Here is a 22,093-nt window from a genome sequence, read left to right as displayed (position 1 = left end):
TCTATACCAACTAAAAACTATACACCAAACGCGAATGTTAAAATAAAGAAGAAAATGATAGATAATGAGGCACCAGCAGGAAGCGTTACTATCCAGGAAATAATGATGCTACGGATCACTTTGCCATTAAGTGCTGCAACACCTTGCACAATGCCCACACCTAAGACCGCACCGACTAAGGTTTGCGTTGTAGAAATAGGCAGGCCGGTTCCGGATGCGATAAGGACCGTTGTAGCAGCAGCTAGTTCAGCTGCAAAACCTTTGCTTGGGGTTAAATGCGTAATACCTTGACCAATCGTTTTCATTACGCGATGGCCGAATAAGGCTAAACCTGCCACGATACCCAAGCCACCTAGAGGAAGTATCCACCATGCGAGGTCTGCGTTATCTAATATAGCACCGTCATTACTAACCACACTAACAACCGCTGCTAGAGGCCCAATTGCGTTTGCCACATCGTTCGAACCATGTGCGAACGCCATACAACAGGCAGTTAGTACCATTAAAATCGCAAATATCTTTTCAACACTGGCCGTTTGTTCTTCTGTGGTTAATGCTTTTTCAACGTGTAGACGGCGAATTAATACCATACCGATTAAACCAACAACAACGCCAATGGCGATTGCCAACATATAGCCTTGTTCGGCAGGTAGGCCTAAGCCAACATGCTTGAGACCTTTCTTAATTGTCACTAGCGACATAATGAACCCGGCAAGACCCATGTAAATCGGAACATATTTCACTGCGTAGATAAGGGGTGTCGAACGCTCAAAAATAAGTTTCTTAGCACTCATGTAAATAAGTATCGCAATGAGACCAGATATCGCAGGAGTAATGACCCAACTAGCAACAATGCCACCCACTTTGGCCCATTCTACAGCATCAGGGCTAACACCTACGGCAGTAAAGCCAATAATGGCTCCAATAATCGAATGCGTAGTCGACACCGGCCATCCAAAATATGAAGCAACCGCTAACCAAATACCAGCCGATAGCAACGAGGCGATCATTCCCAAGACTAAGTATTCTGGAATATTAGTAAAATATGAGACATCGATAATACCCTTGCGAATAGTCGATGTAACTTCGCCGCCAGCTAGATAAGCTCCTGCAAATTCGAAAATCATTGCAATGACAATAGCTTGTTTGAGGGTGATTGCTTTTGAACCTACTGAGGTGCCCATTGCATTTGCAACGTCATTTGCACCTATGCCCCAAGCCATGAAAAAACCTACGACTGCAGCCATAACGACTAACAGAAAACCGTAACTTGTGATTATATCCATAAATTAATAAAGCCTAGAGGTGAGGATTTTACCGATGAATTTGTAGTGATCAACCTTGTACTGGCTGACCTGTGGGCAATTTGTCCGTGGACAAAACTGTTGAGACACGTTGAAATCATAGCTGTGATTCATTAGTAAGACGGCGCTATGGTACAAACATGAGAGAATGATCGCAAGCGTTCAAAAGTATAAAAATTTGTGAGCTGACTTATTTCATTAATTTTTTAACCACTTTTTTCATTGAAGAATGTCGGACATCTTTTCCATAGGTAAGAAAGAGTATGTATTCGCACAAGTTTTTACAACGATCCCCTATTCGCTCTAATGAACGAATTGCCCAAAGCACATCGAACCATTTTTGCATATCTGTATGATCATTTTGCATCTCATTTGCGGTTTGTTTGAGCAACTCTTTGTGTTTTTTATCAATCGCGTCGTCTTGCTCGTAAACGGCAACTGCCGACTTCTCATCCTGACGCGCGAAAGCATCGAACGTGCCACGCATCATAAACACGACCTTTTCAGCAATCATCAACATACCACCTAGCACAATGTCAGAAGGGGGTAATTTGTCTTTGGTCACTAATTTAGCAATACGACATATCTCATCACCAATACGCTCGATGTCAGTGGTTGCTCGGGACACCGTCATTATTAGTCTAAGATCACTCGCTGTTGGGTTTCGTTTAGCGATAATTCGCATGCACTCATCGTCTATCTGCACTTCCATCGAATTAATTTTTAAATCGTTTAGCAAAACCCGCTCAGCTAAACTGGCATTGTTTTCACGAATAGCAGTAATCGTATTAATTAACTGTTGTTCGACTTCGCCACCCATGGTTAAAACAGAGTTAGTCAGGTTCTCAAGTTCTTGGTTGAACTTGCCTGATATGTGCGTATTTAACTCTAAATGTCTTTTCATCTATTGTTACGTTCCTTTAACTAGCCATAACGACCGGTTATATAGTCTTCGGTTTGCTTTTTGGCTGGCATAGTAAAAAGCGAGTCGCTGTCTGAATACTCAATGAGTTCGCCCTGATGTAGAAAAACAGAATAATCCGATACCCTAGCCGCCTGTTGCATATTGTGCGTCACGATAACCACAGTTGTGGTCTTTTTGAGCTGATTGATCAGCTCTTCGATATGCAGGGTTGTTAATGGGTCAAGCGCAGACGTTGGCTCATCGAGTAATAATATTTCAGGTTTTAATGCGAGCGCTCGCGCAATGACTAAACGCTGTTGCTGACCACCCGACAGTAATAATGCCGAGTCAAATAATCGACCTTTAACTTCGTCCCACAGTGCCGCATTGCGCAATGACGTTTCAACAATATCATCTAGCATTCTGCGCTCAGTTTTACCTTGAATACGCAAGCCAAAACACACGTTTTCATAAATACTCATCGGGAATGGATTGGGGCGCTGGAAAACCATACCTACTTTGGTGCGTAATTTGGCAACGTTTTCTTTTTTATTGTAGATATCGCGACCGTCCAGCTCTACTTCACCACTAAACGCATACTTTTGATTAAGTTCATTCATTCTGTTAAAGCTGCTTAACAAGGTCGATTTACCACAACCACTTTGCCCAATCATTGCGGTTATTTTATTTTTTGGAATGCGCATATTTATCTTGTTCAATACAAGACTGTTATTCAACCATACACTGAAGTCCTTCACCTTGATGGCCGTTTGTTCATCGGTGAGTTTGTCTAACGAAAGAGTTTCAGTTTCAAAAAGCTTTAACATAAGCGTTGTTTACTATTCCTATAACTATTTATACTACGAGCCCTGCTGTAGCAAGAACGCGAGGACTAAATACGCACATATCGGTCGCGCAATTTATTACGCACGATAATAGCAAATAAATTTAAGATGAAAACGATTATCAGCAGCAACATACAACTTGCAAACATCATTGACGAGCCTTGCGTGTTTGTTTGATTATGAAATGCACCGTCATAAATGAACACGCCTAAATGCATAAACTGACGCTCCAAATGTAGAAACGGAAATTCACTATCCACTGGCAGACTAGGCGCAAACTTTACCGCGCCGACAAGTATTAAGGGGGCGACCTCACCAGCCGCGCGAGCTATAGCTAAAATAACGCCAGTCATTATACCCGGGCTAGCAAACGGAAGTACCGTTTTCCAAATAGTTTCGGCTTTAGTTGCGCCTAGCGCATAACTACCTGCTCGCAACCCTTCTGGAACCCGTCGCAGGCCCTCCTCGGTAGAAACAATCACCACCGGCAAAGTTAATAATGCCATGGTCAGTGCAGCCCAAAACAAGCCAGGAGTGCCAAATGTAGGCGATGGCAAGGCATCACTAAACAACAGTGAGTCAATAGAGCCGCCTAAGGTATACACGAAAAAACCGAGGCCGAATACACCATACACCACACTCGGTACACCAGCCATATTACTGACGCAGATCCGGATCACCGATGTGGTCATATTATTGGGCGCATATTCGTGCAAATAAATAGCCGCCATGGCACCAAACGGCGCGACGATAACAGCCATTAATAAAACCATTAGTACTGTGCCAAACAACGCTGGGAAAACACCGCCACTGGTGGATGCTTGTTTGGGAGATTCTGAAACAAATTCTATTATCTTATTGCCACTATATGAAATTTTATCAAACAGACTCATCACATTCGGTTGGAAAAGATGGTCAATATCTTTCACCAGAACATCAAAAGGTTGGCCTGCTGCATCAATAAAAATAAGGTTATAAGAAGCTAGCTTGTGACGCAAGGCTTCGGCTTTTTGCTGCCAGTAAGTAAACTGTTCTAGTTCTTTCAAACGCGCTGGCGCTTCCTCACCCACACCGGATTGATTCAATAGTGCAATTTTACGATGCAATACTGTTAAATAATTAGTTTGAATATCGTGCAGTTGATTTTGAAAAATGGCCACATCAGCGACCACATCATTTAACTCTGCAAGCTGATAACGTTCGCTATTAGGCGTATTAACCTGTTGGAATTTTCCGTACTGAATGGCGCCTAAATTCAAACTTATCTGATAAACCGCATCGACTTTTTCAACAACTATGAGCGGCATGGGCAAGGCTGAATTAGAAAACTGCGCATCGAGTTTATCGCTTAATGCTTGATTAAATTCGTCAATATTAACAGAACTGGGCACAAACACGCTGACTTCACTGTTTGGCGTATCATAGGTGGTGACTTTAAAAACCTGCGATGGCCAAAAATAAGCTGAGCCTTTTAGCACAATAAATAGCACTAAACTCATTAATACAATTAGCAAAATTGCTGCACTTAAGCCGCTCGCAAAGCTAGAAATTGTTTGTTGTTCAGGAGCGCTAAATTTACGCATCGGTATATACCTTGCGCAAACGATTACGCAAAATTTCAGCCGCTGTATTAACAATAAAGGTAAAGATGAACAAAATACTTGCGGTTAAAAATAAGGTATTAAAATGGGTGCTGTTGACACTTGATTCTTGCAGTTCTATTGCTAAGTTTGCTGTCATTGAACGTAAACCCTCAAGAATATTCCAGTCACTAATAGGCGTATTACCGGTGACCATCAGCACAATCATCGTTTCACCGAATGCGCGACCAAAACCCAACATAACGGCAGAAAGAATACTTGGCATTGCAACAGCAATAATGACTCGGCGCAGCGTTTGTAATTTGGTTGCCCCCAGCGCAAACGAGGCTTGTTTGATACTTTCAGGCACTTCGAACAATGCATCTTCAGCCAACGAATAGATACTCGGTGAAATAGCCACACCCAATGCAATGGCAACCACAATCGTGGTTTTCGATATATTCAATATATTGTCTTTTTGTTCGCCAACCTCAGCGCTGCCAAGCAACATAAAGCGCCACACGTCACTGAGAGAAAAACAAAATAAGCCTAGTAGCACGACGGCTAAAATAATAACAAGAATTTCCCAGCGGCGGTCAAACTTGTCTTCTAACACCGTTGCCACTCTTGATTGTAACAGTGCCGCGGTAACCAGCAATATAGGAAGAGACACAATAAATAAAATGACAGACAGCAAGAACTCTTCAGCTATTGGCACCATCCAAACCGCAGCAATAAAACCAATTACAACCGAGGGTACCGCTTCGAGCATTTCTATTGCAGGTTTGAGGTATTGGCGCACAGCAGGATCAGCAAAATATGATGTGTATATGGCTGCACCCAAGGCAAGTGGGATGGCAACAAACAGAGCCAGAAAAGACGCTTTTAAACTGCCCACAATCAAAGGCACAATACTGAATTTGGTTTCATAATTTTCAGAAGCACTGCTGGTTTGCCAAACGTAAGCTGGTTGTTCATAACCCTCGTACCATACTTCTGAAAAAAGACTTTTAAGCGTAGTTATGCCTTGCAAATTTTGAATTTCGAGGGAGTGCATTTTATGGCGTTCGAATACATAAAGACGAGCACCGAACCATTGCAGGCCTATCCCAGGTAGCCCTAAGTCTTGTACTCGAAACATTTCATTTGTCATTCGATTTAAAAAAGCGATATTACCGATTTTCGAGACAACCACCGCGGCATTAGAATCAGTATCGAAGGCCATATGCTCGATGGGTCCATCTAATTCACTAATATCCGTCTCGTTGTGGCGAAAAACAAAACTCCCTTGTTCGTTTAGCATTATCCATTTACTTAAAACATGTTGTCGGTCTTGAGTGAAGAAAGAGCGCTGACTTGAGGATAAAAAAATACGCATTACATCACGAGATAATAACTGTCGATCAATTACGTTATTTTCAGTGTCCACCAGCGACATTATATTCTTCGATATTGTTAGCAGTTGCCTTGACCTTGGTATGGCTTGATATTGTTCAATATCTTCATATATATAATGTTGAAACGCGGCGGGTTTTTTTTTATCAAACCAGTAAGTGCTGAGGCTTGAATTTTGGAACTGAGTTAACATCACAAAGTTGCCGGATTTTGAAAACTGCCATGCCTGTTTTTGGTCAGCTAGAGCATGCTCAGACAGATCGCTGTCAGACACTTTACGACGATCACTCATTTCTGCATTTATCCCGATAGAACTTTCGAGTATCAGGCTATATTGCTGTTTTTCGTAAGATAACTTATACAGCTCAAATAAATGATTTGGGGTAATAACACCTACATAGGTTAAATCGCCTTTTTCAAGAAAAAGAATTTGATGTTGGCAAGAAAACGGAAAGCGCTTGGTTTCGCTAAAGCCAAGCTGCTCATTATCTAAATGTTGTTTATTTAGCAAAATGAGATCGCATTTATCCACACCCATATAATGAGTGCCTGAGCTGAGCTCTACGATGCCCGACAATTGGCTTGATTGTGCAAGCAGCGAAGTGCTCTTTAATTCTAAATTGGGTGATTTAAATAGAGGGTAGGCGTTGCTAAAAATATGCCAAATAATTAATAAAAAAGTGGCTAATACCAGCCAACCGAAACCCGTCACGACTTTGCGCGTTATCCAGTCTTTGCGAAATCTACGGGCGTTAAATTGATGTTGTTCTTGCTGGTTCATTTGGAATATTAAATTGGGTAGAAAACACGGAATGACTTCAGTCTACTAAAGCACTATACTCAAGACAAATCAATAGTTAAGGCAAATTCTGTTATGCAAGTTATGGTACTCACATTAATAGGCAAAGACAAACCCGGATTAGTTGACGCAATCGCCAAATGTATTATGGATGCCGAAGGTAATTGGCTTAAGAGTAGCTTTTGCCACTTATCGGGGCAATTTGCTGGCTTTATCGAAGTGATGCTGCCGCAAGAGAAGCACAATGAATTAGTGCACGCTTGCCATCAACTTACGCATTTACATATCACTTTACAGCCTTCTAATACGCATGAAATCGTACTTGATGCAAAAGCAGTTATTCTAGTTACCGGCAACGATAGAAGAGGAATTGTCAGTGACATTACCTCTACCTTAAAAACCTTTGACATTAATATTATCGAAATGACCACACAGTGTGAAAGTGCGCCTAATTGGGGCAGCCCATTATTTACTGCAAAAGTTATTATTTCAGTATCACCCCAAATGGATTTAGATAATGTTAAATTAGCGATAGAAGATATCACCGACGACTTAATGGTAGAAATTGAAAGCGCGTAACAATGCGTGTCATATTGAACCATTAAAGTGTCTGTTTGCGCATTCGTTTACACAAGTATTTAAAGAGTAATAATGAACGAAAGAGAACTTTACTACCCAAAAGAGCTTAGCTGGTTGTCATTCAATGAGCGAGTCCTGCAAGAAGCGGCGGATGAAAATAACCCGATTATTGCGCGTATTCGCTTTCTAGGCATTTATTCAAACAACTTGGATGAGTTTTATCGTGTGCGCTTTGCAGACGTAAAACGCCAGATCACGATTTCTCATAATGATGGAAATGAAGAACAAGCACTGGTTTTTGAATCACTTCTAAAACGCATCCAAGATAAAGTACATCATTTATCAAAGCGCTTTGACGCCATCCACCGTGATATTACGAAGACACTAAGAAGATACAATATTCATATTCTTCGCCATCCAGAGTTGAGCGAAAGTCAACTCATTTGGGCTCGTAAGTACTTTAAGAGCAAGGTACTACTGCACGTTGCGCCGATATTGCTCGATAGCAAAGGGCATTTGATCCAGCGTTTAAATGATAGCTCAGTGTATCTCGATGTTGCCCTACGCAGAGAAGGTCGAAATACCAAATATGCGGTTGTGGAAATACCGACCAATGCCATTAGTCGCTTTGTTGTACTGCCACCTGAAAAAACCAAAATGAAAAAACAGATCATCTTAATTGATGATCTTATTAAACTCTGCCTATCTGATATTTTCACCGGTTTTGTCAAATTTGATTCCGCTGACGCCTATTCATTTAAAATAACTCGAGACGCCGAGTACTCAATTAATGATGAAATTGATGAAAGCTATGTAGAAAAAATGTCTGAAGGTATGAAGCAACGCCTTATTGCTGAGCCCGTCAGGATTATTCACGACGATGGTATGCCCGATGATATGATCAAAGACTTACGCAAACGCTTAAGAATTTCCTCGGAGGACACTATTCAGACCGCGGGTCACTATCGTAACTTTAAAGATTTTATTGGCTTTCCAAACGTTGGCCGTAGCTATCTTGAAAACCCAACATTACCCGAGATTTCTAACAAATCATTTTCAACCCACGATACAGTTTTTCAGGCCATCGCGGATAAAGATATTCTTTTATATTATCCATACCATGAATTTTTGCACTTCACTGAATTTGTTCGCCAAGCGGCGTTCGATCCTCAAGTTAAACATATTCGACTGAATATTTATCGCGTTGCATCACAATCGCGCATCGTTAACTCGTTAATTGATGCGGTCGACAATGGTAAAAGTGTCACAGTGGTTGTTGAGCTTCGAGCGCGATTTGATGAAGAGGCTAATATCGCCTGGTCTAAAAGTATGACTGACGCCGGTATTAAGGTTGTATTAGGCAACCCGAATGTGAAAATTCACAGTAAGCTTTGTGTCGTGTCGCGAGAAGAACGCGGGGTAATGAAGCATTACTCACACTTTGGAACCGGTAACTTCAACGAAAAGACAGCGAAAATATACACTGATTTGAGTCTATTTACCTGCAACCAAGAACTTGCTTTAGAGTGTATTCAAGTGTTTGACATGATCCAGAATCCGTATAAAAAGATGAAGTTTCAGCACTTACAACTTTCGCCTCTTAATGCTCGAAATAAAATACAATCCTTAATAAGACAAGAGATCCAACGTGTTAACGAAGGTCACGAAGGTCTAATAACGTTAAAAATCAATAATTTAGTAGACAAAGAATTGATCGACAACTTATATCACGCCAGTCAGTCTGGTGTAAAAATAAGGGCGATTATTCGTGGCATGTGCGCACTGATACCCGGGGTAAAAGGCTTAAGTGAAAATATTGAAGTCATTAGCATTGTTGACCGCTACTTAGAGCATCCACGCATCATGGTATTTCAGAATGGCGGCGATAAACGGGTTTACATTTCATCCGCTGATTGGATGACGCGTAATATGGAATATCGAGTTGAAGTTGGCTGCCCTGTTTACGATCCTGACGCCATCAAAATGATAGAAGACCTACTCGATATCCAGTTCAAAGACACCTTAAAGGCGCGCATCATTGACGAGCACCAAGTCAATAATTACGTTAAACGCGGTAATCGCAAAAACTTGCGTTCACAAATTGAAATACATAAATACCTCACAAAAAAGGAAGCACTTTAATTGCAGACCCTAGAAAATGTTTTTGAAGATGTCAAAACTCGTGATATCAACCTTTATGCTGCTTTAGATATTGGTTCTAATAGCTTCCATTTAGTTATTGCTAGAGTCGTTGCAGGGTCATTGCAAACGGTACAGAAAATAAAGCACAAGGTTCGATTAGCAGAAGGCTTGAACGATAAAAATATTCTATCTGACGAAGCAATGGAACGCGGTTTAACAACATTACAAAGTATGGCGGAAAGTATGCAAGGGCTTGAACCTTCGCATGTTCGAATTGTTGCCACACATACCTTACGCAAAGCACGCAATGCAAAAGTATTCTTATCCAAAGCGCGAAAGGTGTTCCCCTACCCGATTGAGATTATTTCAGGTCCTGAAGAGGCTCGTTTAATTTACACCGGCATTGCCAATACCACGCAATCTGAAGGTAACCGATTAGTGGTCGATATTGGGGGGGGGTCGACAGAATTTGCGGTTGGTGAGCACTTACTTCCCATGATGTGTAAAAGCGTACAAATGGGTTGTGTGAGTTATCAAAAACGTTATTTTTCTGACGGTGTTATTACTAAAAAAGCATTTCAAGCCGCTATTACTGGCGCTCGCCAAGAAATTGAATTAGTTGTTGGTAATTTGAAACGTTTTAAATGGGAAACGAATATTGGCGCATCCGGCACTATTCGCTCTATCTGCTCGGTACTGACTGCGCAGGCGCAAAGTAAGAGTGACGTCGCTATTACTAAAGCAGGCTTAAATGAGTTGATGCAAGCCTGCTGTGAAGTGGGTCGTTCAGAACAACTAAACTTACCCAGCTTGACCGAAGATAGAAAACAAGTCTTTGCTGCAGGACTGAGTATTCTCATTGCTATTTTTCGTAGTTTGAATTTAAGTGCGATGGAAGTCAGTGGCGCGGCATTGCGCGAAGGAGTTCTTTATGAAGCGCATGATAGCGGTGCGACTACAAATATCAGGGAACGCACTGCGCAAAGCCTAGCAACACGTTATGACGTGGACACGCTGTATGCTAAAAAAGTATGGGGGACTTGTATCAAAATTTATGAACAAGCTGCTGACGCTTGGGATATCAAAATGGGAGATTTACGCCATATATTGGGTTGGTCAGCATTGCTGCATGAAGTCGGCCTGCAAATTAACTCACGCGGCGTGCAACGTCACTCTAGTTATATTATTGAACAAAGCGATTTACCCGGTTTTAACCAAGAACAACAAAAACTGTTAGCAGCCTTAGTTCGCTTCCACCGCAAAAAAATAAAACTAGCAGAATTACCCTCCTTCGTTAACTACAGTGAAACAGTGGTGCTTAAATTATTGGTACTGCTGCGATTGGGTATTGTGCTTAATATTAATCGTCAAGAAAGCCAACTACCTGAATTTGGTTTGGAAATTGTTGAGCAAAAAATCATTCTCAGTTTTCCCGACAACTGGTTTGATTTGTCACCGCTACTGCTCGCAGATTTACAACAAGAAAACCAATATATTGAAGCCACTGGCATGCATATTCGTATAAAGTAACGAACTTTTAAGGCTGAACATTAATGACAAAAAAGGGAACATAAATAATGTTCCCTTTTTACCTAATGAGCTTGTCCTAAACTAGATTTTTATAGCTTAGGTATTTGATGCTTGATAAATGCCTTCAATTGCATTATTCAACGTTGCGTTAAACGCTTCATCCGATTGTTGAAAAGACACACCTTCGGTCAACGCACGCGAAAAGCTTGCAATCATGCCCTTGTTTTCACTTAACCGTTGATTAGCATTATCACGGGAATAACCTCCCGACAAAGCAACAACCTTGAGCACTTTTGGATGCTCAATACATTCTTTATAGAAATTGTTCGACTCTGGCAAAGTCAGTTTTAACATTACATGTTGGGCGTCAGATAAGGCATCAAGCTCAGCCAAAATGGCAGCTTTTAATAAAACTTCAGCTGGTGCTTTTTCTGGGCTATTGATATCCACTTCAGGCTCAATAATAGGCACTAAACCGGCAGCTAAAATTTGCTTAGCAACGACAAACTGCTGAGCAATGATAGCGTCGATGCCCGCTTTATTTGCTAGTTTTACAACAGAACGCATTTTGGTACCAAAAACATCTTGTGCATTGGCTTTTGCTAGTAACTCATCTAGCCCCGCAATTGGCTTCATTAACTGAACGCCGTCTGCTTCGTCTTCCAAGCCTTTGTCGACTTTTAAGAATGGAACAACATTCTTTTGTTGCCATAAATAATGTGCGCTAGATAGACCTTCAACATCACGATCCAATGTATTCTCAAACAAGATAGCGCCCAATACGCGCTCTCCTGTAAATGCAGGACTCGTCATAATACGAGTACGCATTTGATGAACACAAGTGAACATCTCTTCGTCATTGTTGTATGCTGACTCGTCAACACCGTAAAGCTTAAGCGCTTTAGGTGTGCTTCCACCGCTTTGATCTAATGCGGCAATAAAGCCAACTTCATTTTTTACTTTTGCCAACATGTCTTGTTGTGCTTGAGTTGTCATCTAACGCTCCTTTTCGTGTTTGTGAGCTATTTTTGCTCAGTATCGCTATGTTAGCTTGATTTTATGGGCCTTACCACTTCTCTGATCCGTTCGCTAATCAAGGCCTTACCTCGTCTTTAAGCAAGTTCTCAAGCAAGTAAGATCAACGTTAGTCTCTATCTAAAATAGCAACTGCCGGTAAGGTTTTACCTTCTAAAAACTCTAAAAATGCACCACCACCAGTGGAAATATAAGATATTTTATCTTCAATACCGTATTTCTCAACGGCTGCCAGTGTGTCGCCACCGCCAGCAATAGAAAAAGCATCACTCTCAGCAATAGCCATCGCCAATGCTTTGGTTCCTTCACCAAACTGGTCAAATTCAAACACACCGACGGGGCCATTCCATACAATAGTGCCAGCCTGCTTTATTATCGCAGCTAAGGTTTTTGCGGTTTCGGGCCCAATATCAAATATCATATCGGCATCATTAACCGCACTTACCGCTTTTAAGGTAGCCGGTGTCGATGCTGAAAACGCAATACCGGTTACTACATCAGTCGGCACCGGTATCTCGCCATTATTATCTTTGGCAGCTTGCATTAAGCGTTTTGCCTCTGGTATAAGGCTTTCCTCACACAATGATTTGCCCACGTTGTGGCCTTGTGCAGCAATAAATGTATTGGCAATACCGCCACCTACAATCAATTGGTCGACTTTGCTTGCCAATGATTCAAGTACGGTTAGCTTGGTTGATACCTTTGAACCACCAACAATCGCAACCAATGGCCGCGCAGGGTTATCCAAGGCTTTGCCTAAGGCCTCTAGTTCACCTGATAACAAAGGTCCTGCACAAGCTTCGGTAGCAAACTTCGCGACGCCGTGAGTTGATGCTTGGGCTCTATGCGCTGTGCCAAAAGCATCCATGACAAATACATCACACAAAGCAGCATATTGCTTGGCTAAGGCCTCATCATCCATCTTTTCACCTTGGTTAAAGCGCACATTCTCGAGCACAGTCACTTTAGCTGATGACGCATCTAAGCCTTGAAGATAGTCAGTAGCTAAAACAACACCACCATCCAAGGCTTTATTTAAATAATCTACGACTGGTTGTAATGAAAATGCAGGATCGGACTCACCTTCGGTAGGACGTCCCAAATGAGACATCAACATTACGCTTGCCCCTTTATTTAAGGCTAACCGTATGGTTGGGAGAGAGGCGCGAATTCGAGCGTCAGAGATTACAATACCGTCTTTTACAGGCACATTTAGGTCTTGCCTGATGAGTACTCGCTTACCTTGTAAGTCTAGCTCCTGCATTTTACGAATGGTCAAAAACTTCTCCTTTCAAACGTGTTAAAAAATTAATTGTTAAGTTTATGCATATACAGCGCCGTGTCGAGCATACGGTTTGCAAACCCCCACTCGTTATCGCACCAAACTAATGTTTTAACTAGTTGCATGTGACTCACCCTTGTTTGCGTCCCATCGACGATTGAAGAGTGCGGATCATGATTAAAGTCTATCGATACTAGTGGCTCTTCAGTGTAGTCGATGATGTGCTTTAGATCGCCATGCGCACTCTTTTTGAGTGCGCCATTAACATCACCAACCGTCACTTTGTCACGTAGAGTGACACTCAAGTCCATGGCAGTCACGTTTATAGTGGGCACTCTCACCGCAATTGCTTCAAATTTACCTGCAAAGCGCGGTAAAATTCTTTCAATACCCACCGCTAAGCGAGTATCCACAGGAATGATGGACTGGCTGGCAGCGCGAGTACGACGCAAATCGGAATGATACGCATCAATTACAGGTTGATCGTTCATGGATGAATGGATCGTGGTAATTGTGCCACTTTCGACACCAAAAGCATCATCTAAGACCTGAATAATAGGCACAATGCAATTCGTAGTACATGAACCATTCGACACAATCAGATCACTTGCTTTTAAACTTGTATGATTGATACCAAAAACAATCGTGGCATCCATATCTTGTCCACAAGGTTGTGAAAACAAGACTTTCTTTGCGCCATTCTTAATGTGTTGCTGGGCCGACTCTCTGGAACTAAATACACCAGTGCATTCCAATACAATATCTACATCGACTTTTGACCATGCTAGATCTTCAATATGACTTTCTTGAAAGAGTGGAATTTTGTCACCCTGAACAAGTAAACATTTGTCTGTATAGCCAACGGTGCCTTTAAAACGACCATGCGCAGTATCGTATTTCAACAAGTGTGCAACGCCCTCTGGCGATGCAATTTCATTGATGGCAACAACTTGAATTTGATCATTACGTCCAGACTCATAAAGTGCACGCAAGACATTTCTGCCAATACGACCGAAACCATTTATTGCGATGCGCAACATTATGATGCGCCCCTTAATCGGAACAAATTAGACTTGGATCTCAAACCTTATTTCAGTCCTTTTGCGACGGTATAAACCGCGTCTGTAGTAATATTGAAGTAGGTAAATAAGTCACTCGCAGGCGCCGACTCACCAAAACTGTCCATACCTACAACCGCGCCATCTAGTCCTACATATTTGTACCAAGTATCTTTGGCTAGTGCTTCAACAGCAACTCGTTTAGTCACGGCTCTGGGTAATACAGTTTCTTTATACTCTGCTGATTGACGGTCAAACAAGTCAGTACATGGCATTGATACAACGTGCGTTGGTATGCCTTCAGCGTGAAGCTTCGCTGCAGCCTCAACCGCTAAATGCACCTCAGAACCTGTTGCAATTAAAATAATTTGAGGTACAACATCGCTGCCGACTAATACATAACCACCGCGTTCTACGTCAGATAATTGCTGCGCATTTCTGGCTTGCTGTGGCAAACCTTGGCGCGTAAATATTAAGGTTGTTGGGCCATCTGTTCTCTCAATTGCAGCTTTCCAAGCAATTGCCGATTCAACCTGGTCGCATGGACGCCAATTGTCTAGGTTAGGTGTTGCACGTAAGGAAACGACCTGCTCCACCGGCTGATGCGTTGGACCATCTTCACCCAATCCAATTGAATCGTGAGTATACACAAATATGCAAGGTTGCTTCATAAGCGCAGCCATTCTGACCGCATTACGAGCGTATTCCATAAACATTAAGAATGTTGCGCCGTAAGCTTTAAAGCCGCCATACAAAGTAATGCCGTTCATCATTGCCGACATACCAAATTCACGCACGCCGTAGTACAAATAGTTACCTGATGCGTCCTCTTTACTGACGCCTTTGCTACCAGACCAAATTGTTAAGTTAGAGCCAGCAAGGTCGGCAGAACCGCCTAATAGTTCGGGTAATAATGGACCAAACGCATTCAATGTATTTTGCGAGGCTTTACGCGTTGCAATATTTTCTGGGTTATCTTGCAAACCACGAATATATTTAGCCGACTCATGTCCCCATGACTCAGGTAAGCTGTTATTTTTTCTGCGCATAAACTCTTGCGCTAACTCAGGATAAGCTTGCTGATAGCCAGCGAACAAAACTTCCCAAGCGGCTTCATCTGCAGCACCTTTGGCTTTAGCATCCCAGCCGGCATAGACATCAGCAGGAATTTCAAATGGCGCATATGGCCAGTTCAGTTCTTTTCTAACCAATTCAATTTCAGCATCACCTAGTGGTGCGCCGTGGCAATCTTCTTTGCCCTGCTTGTTGGGTGAACCAAAACCAATGACCGTTTTGCAACAAATTAAGGTTGGACGAGCTGTATCCGCTTTGGCTTGCTCGATTGCCGCGCTAATTTGCTCCGGATTGTGACCATCAACGCCACTGATTACTTGCCAGCCGTAAGCTTCAAATCGTTTAGGCGTGTTATCGTTGAACCAGCCCTCAACTTCACCATCGATGGAAATACCGTTATCATCCCAAAACGCAACTAATTTGCCCAAGCCTAGCGTACCGGCAAGTGAACAAGCTTCATGAGAAATACCTTCCATTAAGCAACCGTCGCCTAAGAAGGTATAAGTTTGGTGATCGACGATAGCAAACGCGTCACGATTGAATTGTGCGCCTAGCACTTTTTCAGCTATTGCCATACCCACAGCGTTGGTAAGACCTTGCCCTAATGGACCAGTCGTTGTTTCGACACCTGGTGCATAGCCATATTCTGGGTGGCCTGGAGTTTTGGAATGTAATTGACGAAATTGCTTTAATTCTTCAACCGGCAATTCGTAGCCTGAAAGGTGCAGCAATGAATAAAGCAACATTGAACCATGACCATTCGACAATACAAAACGGTCTCTGTTTGCCCAGTTAGGGTTTTGTGGGTTGTGCGACAAGAAGTCTGCCCACAATACTTGAGCAATATCTGCCATTCCCATTGGTGCGCCAGGGTGACCTGACTTCGCTTTTTGAACAGCGTCCATACTTAAAGCACGGATGGCGTTGGCTAGATGACGACGTGATGGCATGAGCTCTCCTAGAAACTTCGATTACTTATTGCGTATTAGACTAACTCCTCGAATAGAAGGCAATCTCAAAATAGAACGCGTATTCTCATACAGTAGGCCACTTTGTTCAATCATTATTCGGCGTTTGTGTCTGCATTTTTTGACTAAATCCCGTTTTATAAAATCCAAATTGCGCTTGAGGCCGTAAACAGCGTTAGAGTTGTTAGACTTTTAGACGTCTAGAAGTAAATATTGGTAAAATACAAAATTTGCTCTACAATACGACCACAAAGTCGCGAAAGTTGATTAGCTAAAAATATCTACCTTTTTTAAACCGGTACTAATGCACTTTTTAGAGAGAAATCACTAAAATTAAATGCACAAATATTCACGTTTATTAAGTAAAGATAGGCGCCAAAGTCGCTGGGTATTGTTAAGGGCTGAAATAGTTTTTAACACATCAATCGTTTTCGCTGTACTAGAATTAAAGTATAGAGCACAAGAGTATCTGTACTGAAACGAATATAGGAAAATTCATGGCAAGTCACTTATTTACATCAGAATCCGTATCCGAAGGTCATCCAGACAAAATTGCAGACCAAATCTCAGATGCCGTTCTTGATGCCATATTAGAAATAGACCCTAAAGCGCGTGTCGCTTGCGAAACATATGTGAAGACAGGCATGGTGTTAGTTGGCGGTGAAATCAATACAAATGCTTGGGTTGATATTGAAGAGTTAGCGCGTAAAACCGTGAACGAAATTGGCTACACACATTCGGATATGGGCTTTGATGGCAATTCGTGTGCTGTTTTAAACGCTATTGGTAAGCAGTCAACCGATATCAATCAAGGCGTTGACCGTTCATCACCAGAAGAACAAGGCGCGGGAGACCAGGGCTTAATGTTTGGTTATGCAAGCAACGAAACTGAAGTATTAATGCCTGCTCCCATTACTTATGCTCACCGCCTGGTTCAAAAACAAGCCGAACTGCGCAAAAATGGTAAACTAAGTTGGCTAAGACCCGATGCGAAAAGCCAAGTGACATTCATTTACGAAAATGATAAACCGGTTGGAATCGATGCGGTTGTCCTTTCCACACAGCATTGTGATTCAGTTTCCAATGAAGATCTTCGTGAAGCTGTCATGGAAGAAATTATAAAACCTGTTTTACCCGCACAGTGGTTATCCAATAAAACAAAGTTTCATATCAATCCAACAGGGCGTTTTGTCATTGGCGGACCAATGGGCGATTGCGGCTTAACCGGTCGTAAAATTATTGTCGATACATATGGCGGCATGGCACGTCATGGTGGTGGTGCATTTTCAGGCAAGGACCCATCAAAGGTTGACCGCTCTGCTGCATATGCGGGTAGATACGTGGCCAAAAATATGGTTGCCGCAGGTTTAGCAGAACGTTGTGAAATTCAGATTTCTTACGCTATTGGTGTGGCTGAACCCACCTCTATCAACGTTGAAACGTTCGGTACCGGTAAGGTATCGGATGAATTACTGACTGCGCTGGTAAGAGACCATTTCGATTTACGTCCTTACGGACTGATTAAGATGCTAGATTTAGAGCGCCCGATCTACAAAGCCACTGCTGCATATGGCCACTTTGGACGCGATGATTTTCCTTGGGAAAAAACAGATAAAGCCGGTGACCTTAAGCAGGCAGCTGGGTTATAGTACTTACCTAAGGTAATTGCATATATTTTATTGAATGCCTCCTTTTGGGGGTATTTTTTTGACAAGGAAATCGTATGACATTCACATCAAATCGCTTCGCATTGGCAACCTTGACCATTGCCACCACATTGACTATCGCTTCTTGTGCAACATCGCCAACCGGGCGTAGTCAAATGCTGTTGTTTCCTGAATCTCAGTTAAGTGAAATGGGTGTTCAAGCCTTTTCAAGCATGAAAGAGAATATCAAGATGTCAAATAAACCGGTCCAGAACGATTATGTGCAATGTATTGCAGACAGTATTACCCGGCATGTGCCCAAAGATGTATTCGGCGGCAAATGGGAAGTCGTTGTATTTGATGACGCACAAGTAAACGCTTTCGCTCTGCCCGGTGGCAAAATTGGTGTCTACACAGGCTTGTTGGACGTTGCCGTTAATCAGCATCAAGTTGCCGCTGTGATAGGCCATGAAGTAGGACATGTAATTGCGCATCACGGAAATGAACGTGTATCACAGAGCACCTTAATTGGTATTGGTCAAGAAGCAGTCAATGTTGCTTTGCAAACCAACGAGGTTGCCAGTAGTCAGTTGATCATGACGGGTCTAGGACTGGGCTTTCAGTATGGGGTCACCATGCCATTCGGTCGCACCCATGAAAGTGAAGCAGACGAAATTGGCCTAGAATTAATGGCAAAGGCAGGGTTTAATCCACAAGAGTCAGTTGAGTTATGGAAGAATATGGCGAAGGCAAGTAGCGGTCAGTCACAACCCGAATTCTTTTCTACTCACCCCTCGCCAAAAACCAGAATCGAAGATTTACAAGCGAACATGCAAGCGGCTTTAACGCTATATAAAGCGGCACCTAATCGACCTAATTGTCAGCAGTAATTAGAAATTAAAAAGGCCTATGATGACGTCACTCCGAAAGTTCTATCGCGCTTTCGGGAGGCATTTCATCGGGCCTTATTTTTATAGTTAATGGCATTCAATTTTACTTGTGTAAGTGCACGTCCATTTGTGGAAATGGAATTGATATACCTTCAGCGTCAAAACGTAATTTAACCGCTTCGGTGAAGTCAAACATGACCCCCCAGTAATCGCTCGAATTAACCCAAGGGCGCACAACAAAGTTAACACTGCTATCGCCTAGTTCAGCAACGGCAATTTGAGGAGCCGGTTCAGCCAAAATACGCTCATCAGCTGCAACCATTTCTTCTAGCAGCTTTTTGGCTAGTAATAAATCGTCGCCATATCCAATACCAAACTTCATGTCTACTCGACGTGTTTCTTTTGCAGAGAAGTTGATGATGTTGCCACTATAAATATTACCATTTGGAACAATAATTTCTTTATTGTCCGGCGTATTCATAATGGTAGAGAACACGCCAATACTTTTTACTGAGCCGGCAACACCGCCTGCATCTATAAAATCGCCCTTTTTGAAAGGCCTGAATACTAATAACATAATGCCTGCAGCGAAGTTCTGTAATGAACTTTGCAAGGATAGACCAATGGCTAAACCAGCAGCAGCGAGAATTGCGGCTAATGATGTCGTATTAATACCCAACTGATTAAGCGAGGCTATAATGACGAACAGCATTAATATTGCGTTAATAATCGATTTAAGGAAATTGATCAACATTTCATCATATTTCGATTTCGCCATTACCTTCCCAAAAGCAGACACCAAAATATTAACGATGACCTTACCAATTACATAAATAACCAGCGCCATGGCAATGTTGATTGCCAATGGAATAATGTAATCGTTAAAGTACTTCATCATATCTTCTTGAGTAAAATCAAACATCTTACGAATCCTATGTGGTTTTTTATTTTTAGTTTTATTTGCAATATTGCATAGCAAACTATCAGCAAAATAGCATTTATCTAAAATAAAACAAAATAAAATAAAATGCAGCCGTTCTATATTGCAACATGCATCCTTTTGAGTTTTTTTGATCGAAGTAGGATGAGTATTAATAATTGAATTTCATTGGTAACAGTGTTTATGACAATAGGGTCAATATTAGTAGTAATGCCTTATTATACAAACACCCAAAGCCAATGGCAGCAAATGCGATTAAATTAGCGAACTCGGATTTGCGACAGTAAACGTTGGCGCTTTTGAAATAATTTATAAAAACATCGCTAATAAACATGTTGTGATAGGATCGCGCGATTATTTCCTTGTTATTATGACTATTATGCGAATTTCCCGTTTTTACACACCTTTGCCGCTGCAAGTTGATGACGAAATTGAGCTCGACTCGCAACTCAGCCATTACATCAATAACGTATTACGCTTGAAACAAGCTGACCCCATTGTGCTTTTCAATGGTGATGGAAATGAATACAGTGCCGAAGTATTGAGCATTAACAAGAAGCAAGTCCTTGCGATTGTCAATTCGCAACTGTCAATGCGCAGTGAATCTCCATTACATATTCACCTAGCTCAAGGCGTATCAAAGGGCGACAGAATGGATTTTGCACTACAAAAATCAGTTGAACTTGGTGTCACCGAAATAACTCCCGTCATCACCGAACGCTGTGCGGTCAAACTGTCAGCTGACAGATGGCAAAAGAAACACGAACAGTGGCAAAAAATAGTTATCTCTGCTTGTGAACAGTCGGGCCGTAATGTGTTGCCAACGTTGCATCAGCCTCTCTCATTGAATAAATGGTTAGGTCAATCTACAGAGCAGCAAAAAGTTATGCTCACCCCCGGCAGTAGCAAATATATGTCGAGCTTAACCAGACCTGTGCATGGTTTTAGACTATTAATTGGTCCCGAGGGAGGACTCTCTGAACAAGAAGTATATACTTGTGAACAAACCGGCTTTGATTCGGTTAATTTAGGCCCTCGTATTTTACGTACAGAAACTGCCGCTTTGGCTAGTATTTCTATAATGCAGGCATTATTTGGTGACCTGTAGCTTGAAATTGAGTGACCCTGTAACAACATATACACTAAAGACAAGAGACCAAAAAGCTTATGACAATTAAACTTGGCATTGTGATGGACCCAATTTCCGCCATCAATATCAAAAAAGACACCAGTTTTGCTATGCTGACTGAAGCGCAAAAACGGGGGTACGAGTTGTACTATATTGAAATGGGTGACCTTTACATTTTAAATGGTGAGCCTCGTGCAACTAGCAAAAAGCTGCGCGTACAAAACGATAGTGCAAACTGGTATACGTTCGAGTCAGAGCAAGATATTTGTTTGGGTGAATTGGATACCTTGTTGATGCGCAAAGATCCACCTTTTGATAGTGAATTTTTGTACGCAACGCAAATTTTCGAACTAGCAGAAAATCTTGGCTGCTTAGTGGTCAATAAAGCCTCGGCGTTGCGAGACTTTAATGAAAAGCTATTTACCTCGTGCTTTCCAGACCTTATTCCTGATACTTTGGTTACCAGCAACAATAAATTGATAAAAGCATTTCACGCCAAGCACAAAGATATCATTTGTAAACCACTTGATGGTATGGGTGGTGCATCGATTTTTAGAGTAAAAGAAGATGGTAATAACCTAGGTGTCATCATTGAAACACTCACGGAATTAGGCACTCGCTATGCCATGTTTCAAGAATATTTACCTGAAATAAAAGACGGCGATAAGCGTATTTTGATTGTCGACGGTCAGGTTATTCCTTATGCTTTAGCCAGACTTCCTGCGAAAAACGAGACGCGCGGTAATTTAGCTGCAGGCGGAACTGGACGACCTCAGCCCCTATCAGAATCGGACTTTGCGATCGCTAACAAAATAGCACAAAATTTATCTGCTCAAGGTTTGTTATTTGTTGGCCTTGATGTCATTGGTAACAAAGTAACTGAAATTAATATTACCAGCCCAACGTGCGTGAAAGAAATAGAGGGCGCATATGACATTAACATTTGCGGTATCTTATTTGATGCTATCGAAAAACGAATTCAATAAGGAAGTA

17 protein-coding genes are annotated in these 22,093 nt (G+C 41.9%); 7 read left to right on the top strand and 10 right to left on the bottom strand.

What is annotated here, in order from left to right; all coding sequences use genetic code 11:
• Positions 1-17: 17 nt before the first annotated feature.
• From G399_RS0112225 to G399_RS0112205, 5 genes are all read right to left on the bottom strand, one after another.
• Positions 18-1,286 (bottom strand): inorganic phosphate transporter, encoded by a 1,269-nt coding sequence (locus G399_RS0112225; RefSeq protein WP_006015554.1) that lies wholly within the window; start codon positions 1,284-1,286, stop codon positions 18-20.
• A 208-nt stretch (positions 1,287-1,494) separates the two neighbouring features.
• Positions 1,495-2,208, bottom strand: a complete 714-nt coding sequence (gene phoU / locus G399_RS0112220; RefSeq protein ID WP_006015552.1) for a phosphate signaling complex protein PhoU — start codon at positions 2,206-2,208, stop codon at positions 1,495-1,497.
• Between the two features lie 20 nt (positions 2,209-2,228).
• A complete protein-coding gene (gene pstB / locus G399_RS0112215) occupies positions 2,229-3,035 on the bottom strand; it encodes a phosphate ABC transporter ATP-binding protein PstB (RefSeq protein WP_006015549.1) in 807 nt (268 codons plus the stop codon).
• Between the two features lie 65 nt (positions 3,036-3,100).
• Positions 3,101-4,636, bottom strand: coding sequence for a phosphate ABC transporter permease PstA (pstA, locus tag G399_RS0112210; RefSeq protein ID WP_006015547.1), 1,536 nt, complete (start codon positions 4,634-4,636; stop codon positions 3,101-3,103).
• Positions 4,629-6,809, bottom strand: a complete 2,181-nt coding sequence (locus tag G399_RS0112205) for an ABC transporter permease subunit (protein ID WP_006015545.1) — start codon at positions 6,807-6,809, stop codon at positions 4,629-4,631. Before G399_RS0112205 ends, pstA begins: the two co-directional genes overlap by 8 nt.
• Before the next feature lie 93 nt (positions 6,810-6,902).
• Here G399_RS0112205 and G399_RS0112200 point away from each other — a divergent pair, with 93 nt between their 5' ends.
• From G399_RS0112200 to ppx, 3 genes are all read left to right on the top strand, one after another.
• Positions 6,903-7,406: a glycine cleavage system transcriptional repressor gene (locus tag G399_RS0112200; RefSeq protein WP_006015542.1), complete on the top strand. Its 504-nt coding sequence runs from the start codon at positions 6,903-6,905 to the stop codon at positions 7,404-7,406.
• A 72-nt stretch (positions 7,407-7,478) separates the two neighbouring features.
• The gene (gene ppk1 / locus G399_RS0112195) at positions 7,479-9,548 is read left to right on the top strand and encodes a polyphosphate kinase 1 (RefSeq protein WP_006015539.1); all 2,070 of its coding nucleotides are present in this window, start codon (positions 7,479-7,481) and stop codon (positions 9,546-9,548) included.
• The gene (ppx, locus tag G399_RS0112190; RefSeq protein WP_006015536.1) at positions 9,549-11,078 is read left to right on the top strand and encodes an exopolyphosphatase; all 1,530 of its coding nucleotides are present in this window, start codon (positions 9,549-9,551) and stop codon (positions 11,076-11,078) included.
• A gap of 96 nt (positions 11,079-11,174) precedes the next feature.
• On the opposite strand, the gene G399_RS0112185 is transcribed toward ppx, so the two are convergent.
• From G399_RS0112185 to tkt, 4 genes are all read right to left on the bottom strand, one after another.
• Positions 11,175-12,074, bottom strand: coding sequence for a fructose bisphosphate aldolase (locus tag G399_RS0112185; protein WP_006015533.1), 900 nt, complete (start codon positions 12,072-12,074; stop codon positions 11,175-11,177).
• 148 nt (positions 12,075-12,222) lie between these two features.
• On the bottom strand, positions 12,223-13,377 hold the full coding sequence (locus G399_RS0112180) for a phosphoglycerate kinase (protein WP_425304083.1): 1,155 nt from the start codon (positions 13,375-13,377) through the stop codon (positions 12,223-12,225).
• Positions 13,378-13,421: 44 nt separating this feature from the next.
• Positions 13,422-14,435 (bottom strand): erythrose-4-phosphate dehydrogenase, encoded by a 1,014-nt coding sequence (gene epd / locus G399_RS0112175; protein WP_006015529.1) that lies wholly within the window; start codon positions 14,433-14,435, stop codon positions 13,422-13,424.
• A gap of 47 nt (positions 14,436-14,482) precedes the next feature.
• Complete coding sequence (tkt, locus tag G399_RS0112170) at positions 14,483-16,477, bottom strand: transketolase (RefSeq protein WP_006015527.1); 1,995 nt, start codon at positions 16,475-16,477, stop codon at positions 14,483-14,485.
• A 515-nt stretch (positions 16,478-16,992) separates the two neighbouring features.
• Here tkt and metK point away from each other — a divergent pair.
• Together metK and G399_RS0112160 are read left to right on the top strand one after the other, a co-directional pair.
• A complete protein-coding gene (gene metK, locus G399_RS0112165; protein ID WP_006015523.1) occupies positions 16,993-18,144 on the top strand; it encodes a methionine adenosyltransferase in 1,152 nt (383 codons plus the stop codon).
• Positions 18,145-18,218: 74 nt separating this feature from the next.
• Positions 18,219-19,031, top strand: a complete 813-nt coding sequence (locus G399_RS0112160) for a M48 family metallopeptidase (RefSeq protein WP_006015521.1) — start codon at positions 18,219-18,221, stop codon at positions 19,029-19,031.
• Positions 19,032-19,134: 103 nt separating this feature from the next.
• On the opposite strand, the gene G399_RS0112155 is transcribed toward G399_RS0112160, so the two are convergent.
• Complete coding sequence (locus tag G399_RS0112155) at positions 19,135-19,953, bottom strand: mechanosensitive ion channel family protein (RefSeq protein WP_006015519.1); 819 nt, start codon at positions 19,951-19,953, stop codon at positions 19,135-19,137.
• 397 nt (positions 19,954-20,350) lie between these two features.
• Here G399_RS0112155 and G399_RS0112145 point away from each other — a divergent pair, with 397 nt between their 5' ends.
• Positions 20,351-21,079, top strand: coding sequence for a 16S rRNA (uracil(1498)-N(3))-methyltransferase (locus G399_RS0112145; protein WP_006015514.1), 729 nt, complete (start codon positions 20,351-20,353; stop codon positions 21,077-21,079).
• Between the two features lie 59 nt (positions 21,080-21,138).
• Positions 21,139-22,086: a glutathione synthase gene (gshB, locus tag G399_RS0112140; protein ID WP_006015511.1), complete on the top strand. Its 948-nt coding sequence runs from the start codon at positions 21,139-21,141 to the stop codon at positions 22,084-22,086.
• Positions 22,087-22,093: the final 7 nt, after the last annotated feature.

This window comes from Brumicola pallidula DSM 14239 = ACAM 615 (genome assembly GCF_000428905.1).
In the GTDB taxonomy this organism is placed as follows: Bacteria; Pseudomonadota; Gammaproteobacteria; order Enterobacterales; family Alteromonadaceae; genus Glaciecola; species Glaciecola pallidula.
Note: the sequence above shows the minus strand (reverse complement) of the source record. Positions and strands in the feature narration are given on the sequence as shown.